Source organism: Nocardia sp. NPDC050412, assembly GCF_044458825.1.
GTDB lineage: Bacteria > Actinomycetota > Actinomycetes > Mycobacteriales > Mycobacteriaceae > Nocardia.
In genome coordinates, this window is record NZ_JBITIJ010000005.1 from 484,555 (window position 1) to 507,626 (window position 23,072).

The 23,072-nt window shown below is 65.6% G+C and carries 22 protein-coding genes; 7 read left to right on the plus strand and 15 right to left on the minus strand.

Going from position 1 to position 23,072, the window contains the following annotated elements; translation table 11 throughout:
• Nucleotides 1-226: 226 nt before the first annotated feature.
• The 3 genes from ACIBI6_RS16790 to ACIBI6_RS16800 all read right to left on the minus strand — a co-directional run bounded on the left by ACIBI6_RS16790 (nt 227) and on the right by ACIBI6_RS16800 (nt 3,800).
• The gene (locus ACIBI6_RS16790) at nt 227-1,099 is read right to left on the minus strand and encodes a universal stress protein (protein WP_396956848.1); all 873 of its coding nucleotides are present in this window, start codon (nt 1,097-1,099) and stop codon (nt 227-229) included.
• A gap of 246 nt (nt 1,100-1,345) precedes the next feature.
• The gene (locus ACIBI6_RS16795; RefSeq protein WP_396956850.1) at nt 1,346-3,100 is read right to left on the minus strand and encodes a GAF domain-containing protein; all 1,755 of its coding nucleotides are present in this window, start codon (nt 3,098-3,100) and stop codon (nt 1,346-1,348) included.
• Nucleotides 3,101-3,158: 58 nt separating this feature from the next.
• On the minus strand, nt 3,159-3,800 hold the full coding sequence (locus tag ACIBI6_RS16800; RefSeq protein WP_364351630.1) for a response regulator transcription factor: 642 nt from the start codon (nt 3,798-3,800) through the stop codon (nt 3,159-3,161).
• A gap of 245 nt (nt 3,801-4,045) precedes the next feature.
• On the opposite strand from ACIBI6_RS16800, the gene ACIBI6_RS16805 reads away from it, so the two are divergent.
• On the plus strand, nt 4,046-5,035 hold the full coding sequence (locus ACIBI6_RS16805) for an Acg family FMN-binding oxidoreductase (protein ID WP_396956851.1): 990 nt from the start codon (nt 4,046-4,048) through the stop codon (nt 5,033-5,035).
• 34 nt (nt 5,036-5,069) lie between these two features.
• Here the strand turns inward: ACIBI6_RS16805 and ACIBI6_RS16810 are convergent, their stop codons facing one another.
• Complete coding sequence (locus ACIBI6_RS16810) at nt 5,070-5,945, minus strand: DUF302 domain-containing protein (protein WP_396956852.1); 876 nt, start codon at nt 5,943-5,945, stop codon at nt 5,070-5,072.
• Nucleotides 5,946-5,962: 17 nt separating this feature from the next.
• Nucleotides 5,963-6,490 (minus strand): flavodoxin family protein, encoded by a 528-nt coding sequence (locus tag ACIBI6_RS16815; RefSeq protein ID WP_396956853.1) that lies wholly within the window; start codon nt 6,488-6,490, stop codon nt 5,963-5,965.
• Nucleotides 6,491-6,715: 225 nt separating this feature from the next.
• On the opposite strand from ACIBI6_RS16815, the gene ACIBI6_RS16820 reads away from it, so the two are divergent.
• Nucleotides 6,716-7,618, plus strand: coding sequence for a universal stress protein (locus tag ACIBI6_RS16820; protein ID WP_364351639.1), 903 nt, complete (start codon nt 6,716-6,718; stop codon nt 7,616-7,618).
• A 190-nt stretch (nt 7,619-7,808) separates the two neighbouring features.
• Nucleotides 7,809-8,075 (plus strand): hypothetical protein, encoded by a 267-nt coding sequence (locus ACIBI6_RS16825; protein ID WP_364351642.1) that lies wholly within the window; start codon nt 7,809-7,811, stop codon nt 8,073-8,075.
• 92 nt (nt 8,076-8,167) lie between these two features.
• On the opposite strand, the gene ACIBI6_RS16830 is transcribed toward ACIBI6_RS16825, so the two are convergent.
• The 6 genes from ACIBI6_RS16830 to ACIBI6_RS16855 all read right to left on the minus strand — a co-directional run bounded on the left by ACIBI6_RS16830 (nt 8,168) and on the right by ACIBI6_RS16855 (nt 16,326).
• Nucleotides 8,168-8,722: a flavodoxin domain-containing protein gene (locus tag ACIBI6_RS16830; protein WP_364351645.1), complete on the minus strand. Its 555-nt coding sequence runs from the start codon at nt 8,720-8,722 to the stop codon at nt 8,168-8,170.
• 308 nt (nt 8,723-9,030) lie between these two features.
• A complete protein-coding gene (locus ACIBI6_RS16835) occupies nt 9,031-9,798 on the minus strand; it encodes an SRPBCC family protein (protein WP_396956855.1) in 768 nt (255 codons plus the stop codon).
• 74 nt (nt 9,799-9,872) lie between these two features.
• Nucleotides 9,873-13,163 (minus strand): HAD-IA family hydrolase, encoded by a 3,291-nt coding sequence (locus ACIBI6_RS16840; RefSeq protein WP_396956856.1) that lies wholly within the window; start codon nt 13,161-13,163, stop codon nt 9,873-9,875.
• A gap of 160 nt (nt 13,164-13,323) precedes the next feature.
• Nucleotides 13,324-14,736, minus strand: a complete 1,413-nt coding sequence (locus ACIBI6_RS16845; RefSeq protein WP_396956858.1) for a wax ester/triacylglycerol synthase family O-acyltransferase — start codon at nt 14,734-14,736, stop codon at nt 13,324-13,326.
• A 330-nt stretch (nt 14,737-15,066) separates the two neighbouring features.
• Nucleotides 15,067-15,714, minus strand: coding sequence for a response regulator (locus ACIBI6_RS16850; RefSeq protein WP_396956859.1), 648 nt, complete (start codon nt 15,712-15,714; stop codon nt 15,067-15,069).
• A 132-nt stretch (nt 15,715-15,846) separates the two neighbouring features.
• The gene (locus ACIBI6_RS16855) at nt 15,847-16,326 is read right to left on the minus strand and encodes a GNAT family N-acetyltransferase (protein WP_396956861.1); all 480 of its coding nucleotides are present in this window, start codon (nt 16,324-16,326) and stop codon (nt 15,847-15,849) included.
• Nucleotides 16,327-16,646: 320 nt separating this feature from the next.
• Here ACIBI6_RS16855 and ACIBI6_RS16860 point away from each other — a divergent pair, with 320 nt between their 5' ends.
• Together ACIBI6_RS16860 and ACIBI6_RS16865 are read left to right on the plus strand one after the other, a co-directional pair.
• On the plus strand, nt 16,647-17,000 hold the full coding sequence (locus ACIBI6_RS16860) for a carboxymuconolactone decarboxylase family protein (RefSeq protein WP_364352543.1): 354 nt from the start codon (nt 16,647-16,649) through the stop codon (nt 16,998-17,000).
• Nucleotides 17,001-17,026: 26 nt separating this feature from the next.
• Entirely contained in the window at nt 17,027-17,206 is a 180-nt protein-coding gene (locus ACIBI6_RS16865; protein ID WP_396956862.1) for a hypothetical protein, read from the plus strand.
• 48 nt (nt 17,207-17,254) lie between these two features.
• Here ACIBI6_RS16865 and ACIBI6_RS16870 read toward each other — a convergent pair whose 3' ends face one another.
• The 4 genes from ACIBI6_RS16870 to ACIBI6_RS16885 form a co-directional block, all read right to left on the minus strand.
• The gene (locus ACIBI6_RS16870; protein ID WP_364352549.1) at nt 17,255-18,169 is read right to left on the minus strand and encodes a universal stress protein; all 915 of its coding nucleotides are present in this window, start codon (nt 18,167-18,169) and stop codon (nt 17,255-17,257) included.
• The gene (locus ACIBI6_RS16875; RefSeq protein WP_364352552.1) at nt 18,150-20,156 is read right to left on the minus strand and encodes an erythromycin esterase family protein; all 2,007 of its coding nucleotides are present in this window, start codon (nt 20,154-20,156) and stop codon (nt 18,150-18,152) included. The genes ACIBI6_RS16870 and ACIBI6_RS16875 overlap by 20 nt, the downstream gene beginning before the upstream one ends.
• Nucleotides 20,157-20,223: 67 nt before the next feature.
• Nucleotides 20,224-20,427 carry a hypothetical protein gene (locus ACIBI6_RS16880; protein ID WP_364352555.1) on the minus strand — a complete coding sequence of 68 codons (204 nt, stop codon included), beginning with the start codon at nt 20,425-20,427 and terminating at the stop codon, nt 20,224-20,226.
• A gap of 1 nt (nt 20,428) precedes the next feature.
• Nucleotides 20,429-21,094, minus strand: a complete 666-nt coding sequence (locus ACIBI6_RS16885; protein WP_364352558.1) for a DUF2267 domain-containing protein — start codon at nt 21,092-21,094, stop codon at nt 20,429-20,431.
• Nucleotides 21,095-21,294: 200 nt separating this feature from the next.
• Here ACIBI6_RS16885 and ACIBI6_RS16890 point away from each other — a divergent pair, with 200 nt between their 5' ends.
• Complete coding sequence (locus tag ACIBI6_RS16890; RefSeq protein ID WP_364352562.1) at nt 21,295-21,483, plus strand: hypothetical protein; 189 nt, start codon at nt 21,295-21,297, stop codon at nt 21,481-21,483.
• Nucleotides 21,484-21,840: 357 nt separating this feature from the next.
• A complete protein-coding gene (locus ACIBI6_RS16895; RefSeq protein ID WP_364352565.1) occupies nt 21,841-23,058 on the plus strand; it encodes an acetyl-CoA C-acetyltransferase in 1,218 nt (405 codons plus the stop codon).
• Nucleotides 23,059-23,072: the final 14 nt, after the last annotated feature.

A 23,072-nucleotide genomic window follows, 5' to 3' on the forward strand; every position in this document is an offset into this window, starting at 1 on the left:
GCCCCCGGCATATGCCACTACCTCGGCCCGCGGCAGCGTACATACTCGCCTCCGATGTTGCGGAGATCGACCGGGCCTGCTGGTCGACGATACCGCGCAGGTCGCCAGACAGCTCAGATAATGCTCGGCGACCGGAACCGCTGCCAGGTCTTCCGAATCGGCGGCCCATGACCGACAGGCATGACCGGCTCGTATCGTAGGCCGCCGTGGACCGGATCCCCGTCGGTCAGTCCTGGGGGCGGGCGATGATCACGGGGCAGTCGGCCGCATGCAGGACGGCCTGGCTGGTGGAACCCAAGGTCATGCCGGCGAAGCCGCCGTCGCCGTGACTGCCGACCACGATCAGTTGTGCGCGTTCGGCGGCGGCGAGGATGCGCTTGGCGGGACGGTCCTCGGTGACCACTCGTTGGACGCGGACCTCGGGGTACTTCTCGGTGTAACCCGCCAGACTTTCGGCGAGCAGTTCCTCGGCCTCGTTCGCCATATCGTTGCGGGGGACATAACGATTGAATTCGGACCAGGTGTGCACCGCTACCAGGGCCGCGCGGCGCCGCGACGCCTCATCGAAGCCGACGTCGAGGGCCCGGATGCCGTCCGGGGAGCCGTCGACACCGACCACGACCGGGCCGAGCGCCCGCTCGGGCGCCACGGCCTCCGGAATCACCGCGACCGGGCAGTGCGCATGCCGGGCCAGCGAGGTGCTGACCGAACCGAGCAATCCGCGCCGAAACGCGCCGAGGCCGCGGGTACCGACGACCAGCAGTCTGGCCTCCTTCGATCGGTCGCACAGCACGGGGATGGGCGGTGCCTCGACAACGAATGTCTCGATATCGATCGGGTGGATCGAATCCGATACGGCGACAGCGGTTTTGCGTGCGAGCGCGACCGCGGCGGCACCGGCTTCGCGATAAACGTCGTAGTCGATCTGATTGAAGGCGATACCCGGTCCGTAGTCGACTGGTGCGCCGATCGCGTAGATGATGTGCAGGGGCGCGCCGTGTCGGGCCGCGTCGATGGCAGCCCACCGCACGGCGTCGACGGAATCGGCGGATCCGTCGGCGCCGACGAGGACGGGCGGATTGACGGTATTGGTGGACATGGATTTCTCGACTTTCTGGAGCGGAATCAGCGCGGGCGTCCACGTCGGCACCGACAACCACTGCGGCCGAAGCGATTCGGTGCGCGCTGCTATGCGGGTGAGTCATGGGCTGCCTTCGGGTCCGACAATCGGATACCCGTAGGTTAGGAACTCCGGGAGGGCAAGCACGCCTGTCCAAGGTCACGAATCCGAGGGCCGAAAGGCTGCGCTGTTCGCCCTGCCGCTATCTGCCTGCCGCGAGATATTTCAGGGCAGCGGCGCCGACCAGCGCATCACCGTGCCACCTCCGGGGCGGTTCTCGATGCTGAACGTGCCGCCCGCGTCCTTCGCCCGTGCCGCCATATTGGCCAATCCGCTGCGCCGCGCGATGTCATCGGGGACGCCGATACCGTCGTCGGTCACCTCGATGCTGACATCGTCACGCACTTTCAACTCGACCGCTACGGTGCTCGCCGACGCATGCCGCACCACATTGCTCACGGCCTCGCGCAATACCGCCTCGACATCGTCGGACAGCGGCGGCGCGAGTACCGTCACCGGACCGGCCAACCGAACGGTGGTGCGCAGCCCGGAATCCGCCGTCATTTCGACGATGATCCCGTGCAGGTGCTTACGATATTTGGAGGAATCCGCGGTGGTATTGCTCTGCAGATCGAAGATCGAATGGCGAATGTCCTGCACGATCGCCTGCACGTCGTCGATCGTCTCCATCAGCCGAGACCGCACCTCAGGCGCCCGGGCCCGCTGTGCGGTGCCCTGTAGGGACAGACCGACGGCGAACAGACGCTGGATGACGTGATCGTGCAGACCCCTGGCGATCCGATCGCGGTCGGACAGCACATCGAGTTCACGCATACGCTCCTGGGTATCGGCCAGTTGCAACGCAAGCGCGGCTTGGTCGGCGATGGTGGCCATCATCGTCTGCGCCGCCGCGTCGAGCGGGGCCGCGGCGGCAGGGCGCAGGGTGGTGAGCACTCCGATGACAGTATGTCCGGCTCGCAGCGGAAGTATCAGCGTCGGACCGAATTCGACAGGGGCATCAGGGAACGGGTTGTGTGCCAGTTTCTGGACCGACAAACTCTGTCCTCGGCGAAAAACCTCACCGGAATTCGATGCCACTACCGGCAGGCGTTGGCCGGTGAGTGCGTCGGCGTCGATCCCGGCAGCCGCGACCACCACCAACTCGGTGACCTCATCGGCCGGTATATCGGGATCCTCGGGCCGGGCGATGAAGGTGCACGACGATTCGGTCAGCGTCAGGGCTCGCTGGACGACGAGTGCGAGGACCTCGCTCGATTCACCGGCAACCAGCAGTTCGGTAGCCACATCCCTGGTCGCTTCGAGCCACTGCTGGCGGTCGCGGGACTGCTCGTAGAGACGGGCGTTCTCGATGGCGATGCCCGCGGCCGCGGCCAACGCCTGCACCACTACCTCGTCGTCCTCGGTGAACTCCAGTCCGCCCGCTTTCTCGGTGAGGTAGAGGTTGCCGAACACTTCGCCACGGACCTGGACCGGAACGCCGAGGAAGGTGTGCATCGGCGGATGGTGTTCGGGAAAGCCGACCGAGGAGGGGTGATCCGAAAGATTGGTCAGCCGAATGGGTTTCGGTTGCTCGATGAGCAGACCCAGCACCCCGTGCCCGCGTGGCAGATCGCCGATCAGGACGCGGGTGCGGTCATCGATGCCCTCGTACACGAATTCGGCGAGCTGATTGCTCATCGGATCGGTCTCCCGAACACCCAGCGCGCCGAATTCCGCATCGACCAGTTCGATGGCGGTGTGCACGATCGTACGCAGCGTATTGTCGAGATCCAGACCGGCCGTGATGACCAGCATGGCCTCCATCAACCGATCCATCCGGTCGCGCGCATCGACGATCTGCGTGATGCGGTCTTGGACCTCGATAAGCAGTTCACGCAGCCGCAGCTGAGACAGGGTCTCAGTCACTGGTGGCCTACTGCTGTGGGCCGCCCCGGGCGACTGGCGTTCCATACCGAACATTCTTTCACGGTCGGCCCACCGAATTCGGTCGACGGCCACGAATCGACCGGTAGGTCGCCTACTGTTCCTGCTGGTTCAGTTTCGAGGCCAGTACAGCTGCCTGCGTGCGGCGTTCGACACCGAGTTTGGTCAATAACCGCGAGACGTAGTTCTTTACCGTCTTCTCCGCCAGGAACATCCGGCTCGCGATCTGCCGATTCGTCAAACCCTCACCGAGCAGGGACAAAAGTGCGCGTTCCTGTTCGGTAAGGCTCGCAAGCGGCCCGGTCTTCGCCTCCGCTTCCGCACGCAGTTTCGCCATCAGCGCCGCAGCGGCCCGGTTGTCGAGCAATGATTTGCCCGCGCCGACCTCACGGATCGCATCGATCAGCTCCAGGGTCGTGATGTCCTTGACGACGTAGCCGCTGGCTCCGGCCAGGATGGCGTTGAGCATGGCCTGCTCGTCGGTGAATGAGGTGAGGATCAGACAGCGCGGCGCCGAATCGGCGGACAGCAGTTCACGGCACAGTTCGATGCCGTTGCCATCCGGCAGGCGGACGTCGAGAACGGCGACATCGGGACGCAGCGCGGGAATTCGGGCGAGTGCCTGCGCGAACGTACCCGCTTCGCCGACCACCTCCAGGTCTGATTCCAGGGCGATGAGGTCGCCGATACCGCGGCGGACGATCTCGTGATCGTCAACCAAGAACACCCTGATCATGTCTTGCACCTCTCGCTGCAACCGAACTCACTCAGCGTACGGAGCCGCCCGCTTCGGTGTGTCGGCATTGGACCCCACCCTGGTGACCAAAGTCCCTTGATCCGTCCGATTCGGCTGCCGCGCGGCCGTCGGTCCCACTCTCGGCCGATGAGCCGCCCGAAGTCCCGTCAAGAGGGGCCGTCGTGCTCTTATCGGTGGCGCCGCGTCGGTGAGACCGTTGGTCGAAATCGATGAAGGAAGGCGACATGGACCACGGATTGCCCGATGACAGCACTGTCAACACAGCACTGGCACTCGCAGTGCGGGCGCCGTCGGTACACAATGTTCAGCCGTGGCGGTGGCGGGTCGGTGCACGTTCCATCCACCTGTACCTCGACCCTGCGCGTACACCGACCGGGACCGACCCGGATCAGCGCGATCTAGTGCTGAGTTGTGGTGCGGCACTACATCATCTGCGCATAGCGTTCGCGGCGCTCGGCTGGTCCGCGGTGGTGCATCGGCTGCCGAATCCGGCGGATCCGAACCATTTGGCCGCGATCGAGTTGGTGCGGCATCGGCCGACATCACTGGATGCCGCATTGAGCGCGACGATTTCGAGACGCCAGACCGACCGCAGGCATTATTCGTCGTGGCCGATCCCGCATGGATATCTGGGGCTGGTGACCGAACGCGCCGCAACACTGGGTGCCATCGTGACGCAGGCCGGCGACCGCCCACGCGAGGTGCTGGTAGAGACAATGCGCACCGCAGCCGCCCGGCACGCCGACGATCCGGAATATCGCTTCGAATTGGTGAATCGGTCCGGCAGGCACAGCTCGGACGACGGTGTGCCGACCAGGAACGCTTGTCGTGCGCGACCGCGTGATGAACTGTCGGCCCGCGAGTTCGCGGCACCCGCGTCAGCCGACGGTGCGCACGAACCCGATTACGCCGAACTGCTGGTGATCAGCACATCGGCCGACAATCGGCTTTCGCGGTTGCGCGCGGGCGAGGCGATCAGCGCGGTGCTGCTGACCGCCACCAATATCGGCCTGGCCACCTGCCTGCTCACCGAACCGCTCGAGCTTGCGGACCTGCGCCGCAGGGTGCGCCACGAGGTGCTCGACGACATCGCACAACCGCAGGCGATCCTGCGGGTCGGCTGGCTCCCGACCAGTGCACTGTCGTTGCCGATGACACCGCGACGGTCGGTGGCCGATGTGCTCGACCCGTTCGAGTCGGCTGCTGCCGGCTGATCCCCGACCACCGAACCCAGTCGCGCAGGCGCCGCTAAGCCGATGCGGTGCAACGCTTTACGATCGCATCCAAGGCCGCGGCCAAACCAGCGCGGGCCTCCCGCGCGATCGGCCGCAATGCGGGCTGTCGCGTATGGACGACGAGGATGTCCGGGTCGACGACTTCGACGACGGTGGCATCGTTGTGGGTGCGCACCACCACATTGCAGGGCAGCAGTAGACCGATCTCCCGGTGGATGTCCAGTGCCCGGTGCGCGAGCTGCGGGTTGCAGGCGCCGAGGATCAGGTAGTCCTCCATGTCGACGTCGAGTTTCACTCGTAGGGTGGCGCGCACGTCGATTTCGGTCAGAACGCCGAAACCCTGTTCGGCCAAGGCCGCACGCACGATGGCAACAGTGTCGGCGAACGGGGTGGGCACCCGCACGAGGAGTTCGGCGGGCGCGACCGGAATGCGGATCTCGGTGACCAGGTCGCGCGCATCGACGACCTCGTCGGGAGCAACCAGGTACACCTCGGTCGGCGGTCCCACGGGTTGGAACGACGAGGTGCGCAACCAGTTCTCCAACGCTCGGTACGCATCGCCGATGTGCTGATAGTCGCCGCGATGGGTGGTGCGGGCGAACAGGCCCGGCTCGGTCCGACGCACCATCGCCTGATCGCCGTTGTCGCCGATGGGCCCGATGGTGACCGGTAGATCGAAGTCGACCTCGGTCGAGGTGTCCGCGCGGAGGTCACCGAGGTAGGTGGTCGATGGCGAACCGACCGGAGCCAGGCCGGTGGTGGTCGCCAGTTCGTACAGCGCCCGCATCCCGGCATCAATATCGTCGCCCGCGTGGTCGGCGCGGATGGCGCGCCGCAGTTCGAGAACGGTCTGCGGGGATGCTTCATCGATCAGGATGCGGTAGGGCATCGGAGTATCCTTCGGTCTCAGACCCGATTCGTGAGGCGATCGAGTTCGGTATGCGCCAAGCGCTCACCCCAGGTTCGAGCGCGTTCCAATTCACCTTGGGCGAGGGGGCCCTGCATACCATCGACCAGAAAGTCCACCGGATCGTCGGCGAGCTCATATCCCAAGCGCCGCAATCGTTTTCCAGCTCCACGTGCGGCCGATCCCGGCAGCCACCACGGGTTGGCGGCTTTCGTGCCGAAGGCCGCGGCCCGGGAACCCCGGGGGACCGGCAGCGCCGCGTCGAGCCATTCGCGGATTCCGATATCGACCGCGATCGGCGCGTCGGTCTGCTCCGCGGCATCGCGGCGGGTTCGCGTGCGACTCAGTCCGAAGGCGTGGGTGGGTCCGCCGACCACCAGCAGATCGATTGCCGGCTCCGACATCTCCGCGGCGGCGGCGACGCAGAGCAGCTCCACTTCGGCGTATGTGCGCAATCCGTCGGCGATCGCCCGGGCGACGGCGGCGGTATTGCCGAACATCGATTCGTATACGACCCGTGCCCGCATCTCAATCTCCCAAGTTACCTATGACCTGCGGAAATAATTTCGACACTACGTCCGGACCGCAGTGGCGCACAGAGCCGAACCGACACTTCCCGAGTGACCTTCGACCGTCGACGGAAATCCGACGACGAGTGCAAGCATGAGACCGCGAGCAGGGGCCACTCGACCCATCCGGGAAATGACCTTCTTCTCTGCTCGTGCCACTGTCGAAGCGCCATGCTCGAGTACATGGCAGACGAAAGCGCTTTGCACTCGAAACAATCCGATGCGCCGATCCTCGCGGCCGTGGATGCCTCGGCGAATTCGTATCAGGCGGTCGCGTGGGCGGCGGCCGAGGCCGCGATGCGTCATCGCAGGCTGCACATTCTCACTTCGGTGGGAATCCAGATGGGTTACGGCCCCGGTGTGCTGCTGACGGAATCCGACACCGAGTGGCTGCGTCGCGACGGCGAGAGCATCCTGGCCGAGGCCACCCGCCTCGCACGGATAGCCGCACCCGACGACAATCTCGCCATCACCACCGAGGTGACCTTCGACCTGATCATTCCGACACTGATCGAACGCTCCACGCACGCCCACATGCTGGTAGTCGGCAGCTGCGGTCGCGGCGCGTTCCAGCGCGGATTACTCGGCTCGGTGACCACCGCCGCCACCCATCACGCCCACTGCCCGGTCGCGGTGATCCACGCGATCGCGGCGATCGATCCAGTATCGGCGACCCGACCGGTGCTGGTCGGGGTCGACGGCACACAGAACAGCACGCCCGCCATCGAACTCGCCTTCGAGGAGGCATCGCAACGCAACGTGGACCTGATCGCCCTGCACGCATGGAGCGACACCAGCGCGGTCGATCTGCCGCTGGTCAACTGGGAGACCGCACGCGTTTCGGCGGAGGCGGTGCTCGCCGAAAGCCTCGCGGGCTTTGCCGAACGCTATCCAGATGTGAAGGTGCATCGAATCGTGGTGGCCGACAGATCGGTTCGCTCGTTACTCGACGCATCGGCCGACGTCCAACTGGTCGTCGTCGGCTGCCGTGGCCGTGGCGGATTCGCCAGCATGGTCCTCGGTTCCACCAGCAACGGACTACTGCATTCGGTGGAGGTGCCGATAATCGTGGTGCGTTCGAACTGATCTCGAGGCGAGAGCACGGGACCAGCCTCTCCCCAGAAGGAAACCCCTGATCAACGGCCATCCATGGGTAGCTTGCCGGACACCTCTAGTGCCGATCGGCCCTCAATCCAGGGACCGGCGGCCCTGCCCGGATATGACTACCCGGCAATACGGTGGACGACAATGTGACCCACGAGCAAGGCAGCCGCAAATGACATTGGTGAGATCCGAGAACACCCTCGCCGACTTCGTCGAACCAATCGATGCGATCGTGCACCTCAGGCAAGACTTTCCCACCGTTTCGACCGAGGCACTGTCTGCCGCCGTCAACGGTGCAGAGCGAGAGCTGAACGACGTGCCGCCCGAATGGCTGCCCGAACTCGCCGAACGATTGGCGTGGTGGCGTATCAGAACAGCCACCACGGCCTCGCGTTCATGGACTCCGGGTTCGTATACCACTGGCTCGGCAGGTCAATAGTCGTAGCGACCGTGGAAGGTGCCTGCCGAGCGTTGTGGGCGGTCCCGGCGTGTGCGGCCGCGCCGCCGAGCGGCAGATCCGGTCGGCTCCGATTACGGGACGATGGTATTCGACTGTGCGGCGGGCAGACCGAGTGATTGCGCGATGGTCGCGGACCAGGCGCGGATGGCGCCCCAGTCACGCAGATCGCCGTACCGGCCACCGCCCATCAAGCGATACAGCATCCTGGCTTTCAGCGACACGCCGACGTGTTCGTAGTGTCCGGAGAACGCCTGGTATTCCCGCGGCGCTATCGAGTCGCGCAGCGCGGCGATCTTCTTCGGCACAATCCGGCCGATTCGGCTTCCGATGGGGCCGCCGAGCGCGGGGCCGAGGCCGACACTGAAGAGCCAGACATTCTTTTTCCGCAATACCTCCCGGTGCGTTCGCACGAAGGTGACGGCCGCGGGTAGGAAGTCCATATCGTGGATCGCACTACCGAGCACGACCGTGTCGAAGCGGGACAGCTCCGGTGCGTGCTCGGCGTCACTGAGCTCCACCTCGGCGCCCTGCTCGTCCAGCTCTGCGGCAATGAACTCAGCGATATCGCGGGTCGATCCCTTTTCGGTCGCGTATACGACCGCGATGCGAGGTGCGTTCGATTCCATACCCTCAGCGTCGCGCAAAAGCCCGACCGCTGGTCAGAGCCGTGATACCCGCCGGTCGAGGACCAACGGCCCCATTCAGTGCGTCGCGGCGGCGGGCCCAAGAGCGCGATGGTGCCGCGCGACATGTCGGGTCGCCTGCGGGACGATGTGGGCCGGTCCCTCGGCGTGCAGAATCCGGTGTGCCTCCTGGGCCGCGGTAGAGGTCCGGTTCACGTCCGACGTGTCGATAGGGGTTAGCGCGCCGTGCCGAGTGGAGTGGCAGACCCGCCGCGGGCACCTCGCCCGCACGCGAACCCGACTTCGCGGAACTACTCTCGTATCCAGGGAGCTGTCGGTGGGCCGGCGTCGACCACGGCGCTGCTGACGGTGCCACTGATTCCGCCGAAGGCGCGAGTTCCGTGGTCACCCGCTGCCGACTCGGCTGGTGCGTCGGACACGGTAACGGCTTCTTCGGCCAGGGTTCGCTCGGCGCGCTGTTTGATGCCGAGCAGCATCTTGCGCTCCATAACCCAACTGCCGGGCTCCATGATGAACCGGTTGAACACGCGGGTGGGTAGCGCCGAGTCGGGCAGTGTGATGCGATTTCGGCTGACCAGTCGAGTGCCTTCGGCGCTCGGATAGAGCCCGAACGCCCATACCCAGTGCCCGTCCGCCGAGGCGAACACCAGTGCCCGCCCTGGTTCGAGAACGCCCACTCGCATCCGCGGACCCTTCTCACCGAGCGCGAAAGTGTCACCGACGGTGAGGTTTTGCAACTCCGGAACAACTGTATCGGCGCTGTGCATATTCAGTCCGAGCAGGTTCTCGATCCAGTCGTAGGTGTAGGCACCGCCTCGTCCGGGACCCATCTGGACCAGCCAGGGCCAGATCCGTGTTGGGTCGGCGTCGATCGTAATCGACCTGGTGGCAACGACATCCGGGGCGGTGATCAGGTCGTCGCCGGGCATCGGGCGCTCGACCTCGTCCTTGGTGGAGCCCCAGGTGAGGCAGCGATCACGGAGGATCACTTGATAGCCCACCGCCAATCCGGCCAGGTATGTGCCGATTCCGATCGTGCAAGCAGTGACTGTTTTCATATCCGGTAGCGTCCACCGAAATCAGCGGCGGGCACAGGGTCGTTCGGCAACGGAGGAGACGACCTTGGTCGCTGTTATGTCGACGGCATTGCCTGGCCAGCGACCGATCGTCGCGCGTCGCGATTCGGTCGACGCGAATCGGTGTCGTCCCGATGTCCCGTGGAATGCAGGGGCACTTCCCATTCTTGGCCCGAACAGAGCGTCGTCTCGATGTCCTCGATACATACGCGGATGGGGGACGCTGTGCTCGGCAACAGGCGAACTGTCGCCTGGGTGCGAGTGAGTGTGATGGTGAGCGGTTGCCCGCGGTAGCTGAGGGTGAATTCGGTTCTGGACAGTTCAGCGGGCAGCACCGGGTGCAGCCGCAGCACGTCGTGGCGGGTCTCGACGCCGCCGTAGCAGCGGATCACCATATCCGCGGTGCCCGCCATCGCGCCGATATGGACACCCTCGCGGGTGGTACCGCCTTGGGTATCGGCGAGGTCGGCGTCGAGTGCTTCAGTGAACAGCGACCAGGAGCGGGCGCGGTCGGTGCGGGCGAGGACCCAGGCGTGGGCCAGGCGGCTCAACGTCGAACCGTGACTGGTGCGCGTGAGGTAGTAGTCGACGGTGCGAGGGATGAGTTCCGGGGGGAGTTCGTAGCCGAGACGGTCGAAGAGTGCGCGCAACTCCTCGGCCGAGAACAGGTAGAACAGCATGAGCACATCGGCCTGTTTGGAGAGCTTGAACCGATTGGTGGTGTCGCCCTCGGCCTGTAGGATCAGGTCCAGGCGGCCGATTTCGCCGTACTTGGATCGGTAAGCGTCCCAGTCGAATTCGGCTAGCTTCTCGTAGCCTTCGAACTGGCTGATGACGCCGTCGTGGAACGGGACACGCAGGCGTGCGCTGATCCGATCCCACTGTGCCGGTTCTTGCGGCGTGAGCCGCAGCCGATCCCACAGTGGATCGCAATCGGTACCGTTGAGCAGCGCGACCGCATCGTGGGCACGCATGAGGACCCAAGCGGTCAGCACGTTCGTATACGCGTTATTGCGCACGCCACGTCCTGGCGCGTCCGGATAGCCGTCGTGGTATTCGTCCGGACCCATTACACCGGTGATATCGAAGCGGTCCTCGACCGGATCGTGCACGGCCAGACTCGCGAACAGGCGAGCCACTTCGACCAGGATCTCCGCGCCGCAATCGGTGAGAAAACCCAGATCCGCAGTGGCCTGGAAGTACTGCCACACGCTGTAGGCGAGCGCGAGCCCAACGTGGCGCTGGCGGTGCGAATTGTCCGACATCCATTGACCGTCCCGAATATTGAACAAACGGTCCGGGGTCTCCTCGCGCCCGTCGCTGCCGCTCTGCCAGGGAAACAGGGCGCCGGCCAGTCCCTCGGCCCTGGCCGCGGCCTGTGCTCTCGGCAACCGCCGGTGCCGGTAGCGCAGGAAGGCGCGGGTCAGCTCGGGCCGACGCAGTGTCAGCACCGGGTAGACGAATAGCTCGTCCCAAAAGATATGTCCGCGATAGGCTTCGCCGTGCAGACCGCGCGCGGGCAGACCCACATCGGCGTCCGGGCCAACCCCTACGGTCGCCTGCAACATGTGAAAGATGTGCAGATTCAGCGCAAGTCGACGATCGCGACCGTCCTCGAGGCGAATGCCGAACCGGTCCCACAGCCGCGCCCACGCGTCGACGTGCGCGGCAAGCAGATCCGCGAACGCGGGTGCCCGCGCGATCCGGTACTCGACATCCGACGTGGCCGTGGATAGACCGCGGTCTCGCGAGGTCGCCACCACCGCGATCTTCTCGATCGTGACCGGGTTGCCCGGGCGCAGCGTCACGGTGAATTCGTGTCCGGGACAAGACTTGTCAGCGAGCGATTCGCGAGCTGACACCTCGGCATCGGTGTGCGTGCGGGCGGCCACGGCGACGATAATGCTCGATTGATCGGTGATCGCCTCGTACAGCACAGTGTCGGAATCCAATTCCCGATATCCGATCGGCGCCAGATGATCGTGTGCCAATGCGCGGTCGGCCGCGACATTGCGATTCGCCACGTGTCCGTTGATCGTCGAGGTGATGACGACGGCTCCGGTCCAATTCTCGGCTTCGATGGTGAACTGCAGTGCCGCGAGTCGCGGATCGGACAGCGACTGGAATTGCCGGGAGATGACCCGGGTGGTTCGTCCGGCGTCGTCGCGGTACCGATCGACCCGGGTGAGTACGCCCGCCCGCAGATTCAGATTCTGATGATGGCTGAGCATATCGGGCATGCCAGGGCGCAGCGGCGGACCGCCGACCGGACGGACGGTCAGGAAGGTCCAGTCCGGAGCATTGACCAGATGTTCGGATTCGACTGTGCCGCCATGTAGTTCGGAGCAGTGGCGATTGTAGATACCGGCGAGATAAGTGCCCGGATAGTGGACCGAGTCGGCTGTGCTGCCAGGCACCGCAGCCCGCGTACCCCAGTATCCATTTCCCAACGCGCACAAGGCTTCCCGAGTCCCCTCCCGGGCCGGATCGAATCCGTCGTAGACCAGATTCCAGCCGCCGGCGCCCACGATGGTCGCGCCGGCGCACCACCGCGCGTTCGGATATTCGATCGCGGTCACGCCGTCGCCCGGTATGAGGTGCAGGTCGGCGAGATCGGTGACGATGACGTCCGCGCCCGCATCGGTCAGTTGCGCGCCGGCGCCGGTGTGGTCGACGCCGACGACGAGCCCGAACCCGCCCGCGGCAGCGGCCCGAACCCCAGCAGTAGCGTCCTGCATGACGATGGCGTCGATGGGCTCGATATGCAAGCGGTGGGCGGCCGCGACGAGCATTGCCGGATCGGGCTTGCTGGGCAGTTTCATGCGGAGCGCGTCGGTGCCGTCGACGCGCACGGTGAACAGCTCCGCGATGCCCGCCGCCTCGAGTACCGCAGCACAGTTGCGGCTCGCGGTAACCAAAGCCGTCGGAACCCGTACCGCGCGCAGTTGTTCGAGCAGCTTCCTGGCATCGGGGAAAACCCGCACACCCACCTGTGCCAGCGCGGTCGTGAACAGCTGCTGCTTGCGGGCGGTCAAGCCTGCGACAGTCAATTGGTCGCCGTCGTCGGTGATTTCACCTTCGGAAACCGTGAGTCCGCGTGAGCCGAGGAACGAGCGCACGCCGTCCTCGTGGCTGCGGCCGTCGACCCACTTGCGGTAGTCGAGTTGGGCATCGAACGGCGGCTGCACAGTGCTGGTGAGCTTCGGCAGCACCGCATCGAACAGCGATTTCCACGCCGCCGCGTGGACGGCGGCGGTATCGGTGACCACTGCGTCCATATCGAAGATGACCGCACCGTAGTCATTGGCGGTGCGCCCCGGGGCCGAGGGAAGGTTATCCAGCCGCATCGCCGGATTTCACCCCCTGGTTGTCGAGAAAAATCGGGTGGGGGCCCACACCGAGTGCACTACACCGATGGTCCGCATCCGACGCAGGCTCGGCAGGTGCCGTTGGTCCCGGTGACATGGGATTGAACGGACAAAGATCATCGCGTACGACGCCCTTCGGTCAGTCGGGCACGGGTTTGTCCTGACTGCGGCGCGCGTCCAGTTCGACCACGCTGTCCCGGTGCGGCAGGCGGCGGGCGGTGGCGTGGGCCAGCAGTTCGGCGATGCCTTCGCGGATGCCGTCAGCGATGACCTCGATATCGGGTGTGGTGTCGTAGTCGCCGGTGATGCCGAAGGCCAGGTTGTCGCCGTAGCTGAGGATGGCGATCGCGGTGCGCAGCCGCATGGCGATCGGTATGCACGGCAGCAGTTCCAGCACCTGACTGCCCTGCATGGTCAGCGGTCGCCGTGGGCCGGGCACGTTGGTTGCCAGCGCCCCGACGCCGCGCTGGGGGAATCGCGCCGCGAGCCGGACGGTCCATGCGAGGGGGGCGAACGGGAGCCGCGCGGCCAGCGCCAACATCGAATTCTCGGCCTGTGCCCCGCCTTTGGACTTGTGCTCGGCCATCCGGTCATGGATTCTGCCGAGTCGTTCGACAGGGTCGGCCATGTCGATCGGCAGATGTGGCAGCAGGACCGAAACCCGGTTGTCGAGTACATATTTCGCGTCCGCCGGGCGCATCGACACCGGCACCATGATGCGGAGTTTATCGCTGGTCGGCGCCTCGCCGCGGCGGGTGAGCAGGGTCCGGTAGGCCGAGGCGACCGCGGCCAGCACGATGTCGTTGACCGTCACACCGAACGCCGCGCTGATATCGCGCACCTCGGCGAGCGAGGTACGCACGGCAACGTATCGACGCTGTTGTCCGATGGGCCCGTTCAGCGAGGATTCGGCAGCCGGGCTGATAGCGGCCATCGCGATCGGGGCAAGGCTGCGCAGCGTGCCGACAACGAAGCGGGGTGCATCGAGCGGTATCCGCAGGGTCTTGACCGTCCAGTCGAATAATCCGGCCGCAGTATCGCTCTGGTGATCCTGTCTCGGCGCGCGAGTGGGCGCCTTGTCGGCGGGCCGGTCGCAAAAGCCCTCGAACAGCGAGATGCCCGAGACCCCGTCGACGAGGCTGTGGTGTGCTCGCACGATCAGCGCCCAACGGTCATCGGCTAGATGTTCGACGACGGTGCACTGCCACAGCGGATGGTCGCGGTCGAGCCGCTCCGCGAGTTCGGTCGCGATCAGCTCGAACAGCGTCGCCTCATCGCTCGGTTCGGGCAACGCGGCCCATCGGATATGGCGCGCCACATCGAAGTTCGGATCGTCTTCCCACACCGGTGCGACGAGGTCCAAGGGGGCGCGCCGGACCCGCTGCCGCAGCCGGGTGTTGTCCGCGAGTCGCTCAGCCATCGCTTCGGTGAATTCGGCTCGCTTCGGTGCGGTGCCGGAAATGATGGCGACCGCACCGATACCAAGGCTGATATGCCGGTCGGAATCCTCGAGTTCCATGAACCCCGAATCCAGCGGATGTAGTTCGGTCATACCGACCACCTTCGGCGGCAGCCGCCAACCATCACTGTGGTCGCCTGAGAAACTGCCTCTGCTACACCTCGATTGTCGTGATATCCCGGCTGCTCGTAGCAGATGCGAAGGTAACTCACCGAGGTGACCGTCGTCATGAATTCTGGCCGACCCGGCCGTTCATCCCGCGCCATTCCCGGTCCAAGGTCGCGCGGTCGCACGCGTCGGCCGCAGCAGATCACATCGGTCGACCCGATTGTCTCTCCTGCGCTGAGCGGTCCATAGGTGGTGTCCGGCGGGGCAGGTCCTTGCACGGCAACGCACCATTGCGGGTGTGGAGACGCCGCGCGCTCATTTCTCCTTGTGTGGTGGGTTGAGCTTGGTGGCCAGTACAGCGGCTTGGGTGCGTCGTTCGACGCCGAGCTTGGTCAAGAGCCGGGAGACATAGTTCTTTACGGTCTTCTCGGCCAGGAACATATGGCTTGCGATCTGTCGGTTGGTCAGTCCCTCGCCGAGCAGTTCGAGCAGCGTTCGTTCCTGGTCGGTGAGCGTGGCCAGCGGCCCGGTCTTGGCCGTGGCTTCCTCGCGCAGTTTCGCCATGAGCGCGGCGGCGGCCCGATTGTCGAGCAGGGATTTGCCCGCGCCGACTTCACGAATCGCGTCGATCAGCTCGAGAGTGTCGATGTCCTTGACCACGTAGCCGCTGGCCCCGGCCAGGATGGCGTCGAGCATGGCCTGTTCGTCGGTGAACGAGGTGAGGATCAGGCAGCGGAACTCGGGATGCTGGTTCAGCAGTTCACGGCATAGTTCGATGCCGTTGCCATCGGGCAGGCGCACGTCGAGGACCACGACGTCGGGACGCAGGGCCGGGATGCGCGCCATCGCGTGGGATACGCTCCCGGCCTCGCCGACGACTTCGAGATCGGGCTCGGCACTGATCAGGTCGGCCACACCGCGACGCACGATATGGTGGTCGTCCACTAGAAACACCCTGGTCATTGCGCTGTGTCTCTATGCAGCATTCACTCAGCGTAGGGTGCTGCTCGTGATCGCGGGCGGAGTTCGTCCGCTGATCAGCGACCGAAGGTGTCGTCCCGCCCGGGGGCGCGCAATCGTACGCATTCGGGGCCGTCAGAGCTGGATGCCGACTCGCGCGATGCCGTTCTGGCGGTAGGCCGTCACGGTGAAGTCCGTGTCGGCGACCAACCGCATCATCCTGGTATTCGCCGGAATCAACTCTGCGACGAATCGTGCGATGCCGCGCTCACGCGCGAGGTGCACCAGGCGGTGCAGGAGTTCGGGGCCGAATGCGCCGGTCCGGTCGTCCTGATGGTGGTCGATGACAATCGCGACCTCGGCAGTCTCGGTCGTGCCGAGCACGACGAAGCTACCGAGGCCGACGATCCGATCGCCGGCGAAAGCGCCGAGCACACAATGCGCCCCATCGCGCAGGGCGAGGGCGCGAGCGACGTTGGGTAACTCCGTCGGACGTGGCACGAGATTTCGGAAGAGACCGTCCGCATCGGGCATCCCAGCGTGCAGATCCGCGACGGTCGCGGCATCGGCTGGGCCGAGCGGGCGGATGGTGATCGTTTCGGTCGAGGTGATCATGCCGTGGACTCCCAGCAGCCGAGATCGAAGTCTTTCTCGAGCAAAGCATCGCTGAAGAGGGCCGGATCGGGGATGGGCCGAAGGTCCCCAATCGAAGGACCGAACAGCACTTTGAGCTCTGGGCCCGGTCCATGCTCGATCCGTTGCCTGTCCATCGAATCGCTCCATGAGCGCCAGCACGTCGGCGACGGCGGTGTCGACATCGACCGACGATCCAGGGCTGTGCGACCAAAGCCGCCCGCGGTCAGGACCTAAGACCGCATCGCCGCCCGGCCGGCCACGTGCATCGTGGACCCAGGAGATAATTATTAAGGAGCGATATGAGCAACTACGGCACGACGGTCCGGGACGAGCTGCGTACGCCCACCCGCGAGCTGCGGCGCGCGCTCCCGCAGGTGTACGCCGGTTACAAGCAGTTGCATGATGCGGCGCTCGCCGCCGGTGAGTTGGATACCAAAACCAAAGAGCTGATCGCTCTTGCCATCGCGGTGAGCAAGGAATGCGACGGCTGCATCGCCGCGCACGCGCACGCCGCGGTTCTACGCGGCGCGACCCCTGCGGAGGCGGCCGAGGCCATCGGCGTCAGCTTCCTGATGAACGGCGGCCCCGCAACCGTCTATGGCGCCCGCGCCTACGCGGCGTTTACCGAGTTCTACAGCGAACGCACGGACTAGCGGCGCCGTACATCCACCGAGAATTTGTGTTCGAGGTCGACATCGACGCCGAACTCGCCCGGCTCGGCATGCCTGCGCGGGGGGCGGTGAGCGTGTGCTGTCGTCTTGTTGCGCCGACCACCGCGATATCGCTCGAGTCGACGGCAGCCCAGCGAGCGGCCTCCATGGCGGTTTCGGAGAAATTTGCCGACGACGCGGAGAGCTGACGGCATTGGCGGACATAGGATGTCGCTACCTTCCCGCACAAGCGGGCCCTACTGCGGGTGCACGACCGTGACCGGACACTGCGCGTGCTGAACCAGCGCATTGCTCGTGGAGCCGAGCAGCAGTCCGCGGAATCCGCCACGTCCTCGGCTGCCCACCACGAGCAGTTGAGCGGACTTCGACCAGTCGAGCAGCGGTCGGCGCGGCCCGGATAGGTACACCTTTCGGATGATCTGGATGTTCGGGTACTTCGCCTGCCACTGCACGAGCTGCCCGGCCAGGAGCGCGTGTCCTGCGATCTCGATGTCGCGGTCGGAGGGGATGTAGGGGAATGGGGTGAAGATGTCGAGATACCGTTCGCTGCTGGCATGAACCGCGACGAGTTGGGTTTCACGCGCGTCCGCCTCGGCGAACGCGACCGCCATCGCGGCTTCGCTGACCGGGCTCCCGTCCACGCCTAGGACGACGGGACCGACGTTGCGAGTCTGCTGATCGGTGCCGGTGTCGCGGACTACCACTATGGGGCCGTGACCGTGGCTGGTCACCGCAAGCAGGGTGCTGCCGAGGTGGGCGAGTGTTCCGGCGGTGCCCGCCGCACCGATCGCGACAAGATGCGCGGTTTCGGATCGATGGATCAGCAACTGGGCCGGGTTTGCCTCGGAAACTTCGGTTTCCACGGCGAGTGTTGAGTCGACCCGATGGGCCAGGCGCTGGGCCGTCAGCACGTAGTCTTGCCCGCGTTGGCGGATCTTCTCGAGCATATGGGGCACTATCACCTCGTAAGCTCGCAACGCCGCACCGATCGAGGAGAGATCGAGGCCGTGCACGATGCGTAGTCGGCGTTGCCGTTGCGAGGCCGTTTCTGCCGCCCAGCGGACGGCGAGGTCGGATGCCGCTGAACCGTCGACGCCGACGACTACTTCGGCCGAGGTCAGTCGGTGCGGATCATCGTTGTTCGGGGTCATGAGCGCGCTGTCCCTTCGGTTCCAAAGGCTCGATCGCGGTGGTGCTGTCGATGTGGATGAGGGCGTCGAATTGGTCGGCGGGTCTGGTGTGCAAGTAGTGGCTCCGGCGTTCGGCGGCGGGGCGGTAGACCACGCCGATGGCACGCTGTAGGCGCGGTTGCCGCAGCAGGTCGGTAGCCTCGCCCGGAATGTCCATGCGGAGCAGGAATTCCGGGTTGCCGGTGTCGTGTAGCAGCTCTTCCATGCTGGATGACAGTGCGGGGCGGATGGTTTCGCGGATGGCGGGCCCGCCCCACTCCGGCGCGGCGGTAACCGTGCCCGAGCAGGTGCTGAAGCCGATAATGCGGCAGGCGTCGCCGTGGCGCTCACGGATCAGCTGGCCGAGGCTGAGTTCACCTTCGCTGCCCAGTTCGGTGGCGCGGGCATCGCCGACGTGGGAGTTGTTCGCCCACACCACGATTCGGGCTGGTGTACCGTCGTCGCGACCCAGATGAGCGACGAGCGCGTCGAGGGTGTCGGCCATATGCCGCTCGCGCAGATTCCACAAGGACATCCGGTCACCGAACATGGCCCGGTAGTAGGCCTCGGCGTCGCGCACCGACCAGGCATTGCGCAATGCGTTGAACAGTTCGTCGGCGCCGAAAGCTTCCAGTTCGCCGCGGGCGATCTCGACGCGCTGTAGTTCGAGCAGTTGCCGGATCACTTGTGCCTCACAGGATTTGCCCGCGCCGAAGGCGGCGGCGAATCCGTAGGCCTGGCCGTCGTCGCCCGCGACGTAGTCGAAACAGCCGTAGCGAATCTTGGCGCGCTGCGCAGCCTGCGGATCGCCCCGGTCGAGGTAGTCCACGACCTTGTGCATGGAGCGATGCAGGCTGTAGAGGTCGAGTCCGTAGAAGCCGGCCTGCGGCTGGTCGTCGTGTTGTTGCTCGCCGTTGTGCACGCGCAGCCAGATGACGAAGTCGTGGACCTCGGTGTTGCGCCACATCCAGGTCGGGAATCGATCGAACCCGCGCAGTGCCTGTTCGGCGGTGCTGTCGCTGCCGCGCCCGTGCACGTACTGGTTCACCCGGTAGGCGTCGGGCCAGTCCGCCTCGGCGGCGACGGCGGTGAAGCCCTTCTCCTCGATCAGCCAGCGCGTGATCGCCGCGCGGGCCCGGTAGAACTCGTGTGTGCCGTGCGAACTTTCGCCGATCAGCACGAACCGGGCATCGCCGATGATTTCCTCGAGCACCTGAGTGGTTGGGAGGCCCTCGGGTGCGTCGATGGCGGCGGCGCGGATGGTCGCCGCTGTGTCGACGGGCGGGACCGCGACGCCGGTGGTCGAGATGCCGAGCAGAGTACGCACCTGCGCGTCGGTGACCTGGGTGAAGTCCCAGAACCATTCACCGACCGCGCGGAACGGCGATGGCATTGTCGCGCAAACCATTTCGTCGACCGAGGCACCGAGTTCCAGGCAGGTCGACTCCGGCGCGGCGGGGAGCGCGACAACAATCCGCTTCGGCTCGCCCGCCCGGATCACTTCGATGGCCGCGAACATGCTCGCGCCGGTGGCCAACCCGTCGTCCACCAGGATCACCGTCCGCCCGGCCACCTCGATCGGGCCTCGGTCGGCGCGATAGGCGGCCTCGCGCCGGATCATCTCCTGGGCCTCGTCGCGGGCGATGCCACGCACCTGATCGGCGGTCAGCCGCAGTGCGCGCACCATATCCTCATTGAGGACGATGCGGCCGCCGGTGGAGAGTGCGCCGATCGCGAACTCGGGGTGGCCCGGGGCGCCGAGTTTGCGCACGACCAGTGCGTCCATCGGTGCGCTCAGCGCGGCGGCGACCTCCCAGGCGACCGAAATACCGCCGCGCGGCAGTCCGAGCACCAGGACATCTGGATCGCCGCGATAATGTTCGAGTAGACCGGCGAGCACCCGGCCCGCTTCATGCCGATTCCGGAAGATCGGCCGCGGCGTTTTTCGCTCGACTTGCGTAGGGCTCATCGAAAGCCTCCTATCACCGCAAATGGGCCGAATTATCGTGTCAGAGTGCCGTATTCGGTGCCCGAAATCATTCCGGTCGGCGGGCGGGCAGGCCGAGCGCGCTGCGCTGGACGGCGAGGCTGAGATCCGTCGCGGTGACCACTCCGATGAGTCGGCCGTGCGGGTCGATCGCGGTAATGACGTCGAAGTCGGGTCGCAGGACCACCGTAGACCAGTGCGCGCCGACTCGGATGCCCGAGACCCGGCTCAGCGGGATCGTTGCACGCAGCATGTCAGCGCTCGGGCGTCTCGGCGCCGACCAGACCTTCGGCGAGCAGAATGCGGTGTGCTTGCTGGGCCGCCTGCGTCGATCGGTCGCGGTCGGGTTCCTCGACGGGCAGCCGTTCGATGCCGCGCGCCAGCATGGCAACGGCGTCGCCGAGGGCTTGGACGCGGTCTTGGAGACTGGCAAGCGGATCGACCGTCTGCGTCTCGGCGACCGCCTGCCATTCGATCAGCGATTCGTCGATGGTCATTCGCGCACCGCACAGCACGCCGTACAGCTGCATCGGCAGGACCGCGAACATCCGGTCCAACTGTCCGGGAGAGAACAGGTCCGACAATGCCGCCGTGACCGCGCCCGCGACCGGGCCGACTTCGTCCTCGTCGACGCCCGACTCCCTGGCGAACTGCCTGAGGAATTCGGTGCTGCCATGCCGGACGGGCACATGGCTGGGCACCCAGCCCTCGTAGTAGGCACCGCGCAGTATCTCGGGCAATTGCGCCGCCAGATGCGCCGAGCTGCTGACGCCGATGCGGTCGCGCACAGTGTGCAGCCAGGCGCGCAGCGCCCGGTAGGCGAAAGCTCGATCGTCGGTATCGAGACTGTCGGCGACAGTGCGGAGCCAGTCGTGGGCAGTCTGCACGGCGGGCGCGAGGGGATCGTCATGGTGCGACATGGTTGGCCTCCTGAATGCTGACCGGGTGCGGTGGTGGGTTCTTATCGCTCAGCCTGTGTCCCGCGCGGCCATCATCCAAGGGCCGAAGGTTGCCCCTGTGTGAGCCGATGGTCCCGGTTTCGGCTCCGCCGCGTGAACGAGTGGGCTGATCGGTCTGTGCTCGGCTGGCCGAAGTCTCCTAGGTGGATGTTCCGAGTCGAATGCGGCGACAGGTGTGGCCCGGGACTCGGCCGCGGCCCAGCCGGCGGGCCTCCCGCGCTGGGCACATCGATGTAGACGGTTCGACCGCCGAACTGCTCAAGGCCATCGCACCCTACGACGTGGTTGACATTGTCAGCCATGAACCGGATCTCGAAGAGGTCTTCCTCACCTACTACGGACAGGAGTGAAGACCACGCGGCGCAACGTCTATCTGAAAAGTCTGCGCGATCCGGCATGGGCTGATCGGCTGGAGCATCGGGATCGTCGCGCTCGTACTGCTGGAAAGCGCTTTGTGGCCGTCGATCCCGGATGCGCGGCGAGCCGGTGGCGGCCACTCCCAAAGGTGAATGCGAGTTCGGAACGAAGTTGCGAACTCGCAGATAGAGATATGTTTTCCGACCTGTTCTCCGACGAAGTCGCACCCCGACAATGTGCCCGGCGTCACAGTCCGAATCGGCTGTGACGTATTGACCATCGCCGCTCGGTCCAGCATGGTGGCGGGAGGTTAACAAGCGCTCAGTAACTTGCGTGAAAGGTTCACACTCATGCCCGAAGCCGTCATCGTCTCTGTCGCCCGGTCACCGATCGGTCGCGCTGGCAAGGGGGCGTTGCGAGACCTCCGGCCCGACGACTTGGCGACGCAGATCGTGCAGGCCGCGCTGGCGAAGGTGCCGGCCCTCGGCCCGAACGACATCGACGATCTGATGCTCGGTTGTGGCCAGCCCGCCGGTGAGTCGGGCTTCAATCTCGGGCGCGTGGTGGCGGTTCTGGCGGGCCTGGATCGAGTGCCGGGCACAACGGTCAACCGGTACTGCTCGTCGAGTTTGCAGACAACCCGGATGGCGATGCATGCGATTCGCGCCGGAGAAGGCGACGTCTTCATCTCCGCCGGTGTGGAGACCGTGAGCCGCTACATCAAGGGCAACGCCGACGGCCTGCCCGACACCGAGAACCCGATGTTCGCCGACGCGGTGGGCCGGACCGCGAAATTCGCTGCGGGAGGTGAGTTCTGGACCGATCCGCGCACGGAGGATCTGCTGCCCGACATCTATATCGCGATGGGACAGACCGCCGAGAACGTGGCACAGCTGTGCGGTGTGACCCGTGCCGAACAAGACGCTTTCGGCGTGCGCAGCCAGAACCTCGCCGAGGTCGCCATCGCCAACGGGTTCTGGGAGCGTGACATCACTGCGATCACGCTGCCCGACGGCAGCGTTGTCTCGAAGGACGATGGCCCGCGGTCCGGAGTCACCCTGGACAGGGTCGCCGAACTGAAGCCGGTATTCCGGCCCGATGGCACGGTGACGGCCGCCAACTGCTGCCCGCTCAACGACGGTGCCGCCGCGGTCGTGATCATGTCCGACACCAAGGCCGCCGAGCTGGGCCTGACGCCGCTGGCTCGGATCGTTGCGACCGGAGTCAGCGCGCTGTCCCCCGAAATCATGGGCTTGGGGCCGGTGGAGGCGTCCAAGCAGGCGCTGGCTCGTGCCGGGATGACCATCGACGATATCGACCTGGTCGAAATCAACGAAGCCTTCGCCGCACAGGTTATTCCCTCGGCGCGGGAGTTGGGTGTCGACTTCGACAAGCTCAATATCAACGGCGGCTCGATCGCGGTCGGTCACCCATTCGGCATGACCGGCGCCCGCATCACCAGCACGCTGATCAACTCCCTGCAGTTCCACGACAAGCAGATCGGTTTGGAAACCATGTGCGTCGGTGGCGGTCAAGGCATGGCGATGGTGCTCGAGCGCCTGTCATAACCGGCACACATTCT

Excerpts from the sequence above, each read along its gene's own strand:
- ACIBI6_RS16875 (WP_364352552.1), bottom strand. The coding sequence starts at position 20,156 with ATGAGCCCTACGCAAGTCGAGCGAAAAACGCCGCGGCCGATCTTCCGG.
- ACIBI6_RS16850 (WP_396956859.1), bottom strand. The coding sequence starts at position 15,714 with ATGACCAGGGTGTTTCTAGTGGACGACCACCATATCGTGCGTCGCGGT.
- ACIBI6_RS16830 (WP_364351645.1), bottom strand. The coding sequence starts at position 8,722 with ATGGAATCGAACGCACCTCGCATCGCGGTCGTATACGCGACCGAAAAG.
- ACIBI6_RS16860 (WP_364352543.1), top strand. The coding sequence starts at position 16,647 with ATGAGCAACTACGGCACGACGGTCCGGGACGAGCTGCGTACGCCCACC.
- ACIBI6_RS16795 (WP_396956850.1), bottom strand. The coding sequence starts at position 3,100 with ATGTTCGGTATGGAACGCCAGTCGCCCGGGGCGGCCCACAGCAGTAGG.
- ACIBI6_RS16855 (WP_396956861.1), bottom strand. The coding sequence starts at position 16,326 with ATGATCACCTCGACCGAAACGATCACCATCCGCCCGCTCGGCCCAGCC.
- ACIBI6_RS16890 (WP_364352562.1), top strand. The coding sequence starts at position 21,295 with ATGCGGCGACAGGTGTGGCCCGGGACTCGGCCGCGGCCCAGCCGGCGG.
- ACIBI6_RS16870 (WP_364352549.1), bottom strand. The coding sequence starts at position 18,169 with ATGACCCCGAACAACGATGATCCGCACCGACTGACCTCGGCCGAAGTA.
- ACIBI6_RS16800 (WP_364351630.1), bottom strand. The coding sequence starts at position 3,800 with ATGATCAGGGTGTTCTTGGTTGACGATCACGAGATCGTCCGCCGCGGT.
- ACIBI6_RS16825 (WP_364351642.1), top strand. The coding sequence starts at position 7,809 with ATGACATTGGTGAGATCCGAGAACACCCTCGCCGACTTCGTCGAACCA.
- ACIBI6_RS16805 (WP_396956851.1), top strand. The coding sequence starts at position 4,046 with ATGGACCACGGATTGCCCGATGACAGCACTGTCAACACAGCACTGGCA.
- ACIBI6_RS16895 (WP_364352565.1), top strand. The coding sequence starts at position 21,841 with ATGCCCGAAGCCGTCATCGTCTCTGTCGCCCGGTCACCGATCGGTCGC.
- ACIBI6_RS16820 (WP_364351639.1), top strand. The coding sequence starts at position 6,716 with ATGGCAGACGAAAGCGCTTTGCACTCGAAACAATCCGATGCGCCGATC.
- ACIBI6_RS16835 (WP_396956855.1), bottom strand. The coding sequence starts at position 9,798 with ATGAAAACAGTCACTGCTTGCACGATCGGAATCGGCACATACCTGGCC.
- ACIBI6_RS16845 (WP_396956858.1), bottom strand. The coding sequence starts at position 14,736 with ATGACCGAACTACATCCGCTGGATTCGGGGTTCATGGAACTCGAGGAT.
- ACIBI6_RS16815 (WP_396956853.1), bottom strand. The coding sequence starts at position 6,490 with ATGCGGGCACGGGTCGTATACGAATCGATGTTCGGCAATACCGCCGCC.
- ACIBI6_RS16790 (WP_396956848.1), bottom strand. The coding sequence starts at position 1,099 with ATGTCCACCAATACCGTCAATCCGCCCGTCCTCGTCGGCGCCGACGGA.
- ACIBI6_RS16810 (WP_396956852.1), bottom strand. The coding sequence starts at position 5,945 with ATGCCCTACCGCATCCTGATCGATGAAGCATCCCCGCAGACCGTTCTC.
- ACIBI6_RS16885 (WP_364352558.1), bottom strand. The coding sequence starts at position 21,094 with ATGTCGCACCATGACGATCCCCTCGCGCCCGCCGTGCAGACTGCCCAC.
- ACIBI6_RS16840 (WP_396956856.1), bottom strand. The coding sequence starts at position 13,163 with ATGCGGCTGGATAACCTTCCCTCGGCCCCGGGGCGCACCGCCAATGAC.
- ACIBI6_RS16880 (WP_364352555.1), bottom strand. The coding sequence starts at position 20,427 with ATGCTGCGTGCAACGATCCCGCTGAGCCGGGTCTCGGGCATCCGAGTC.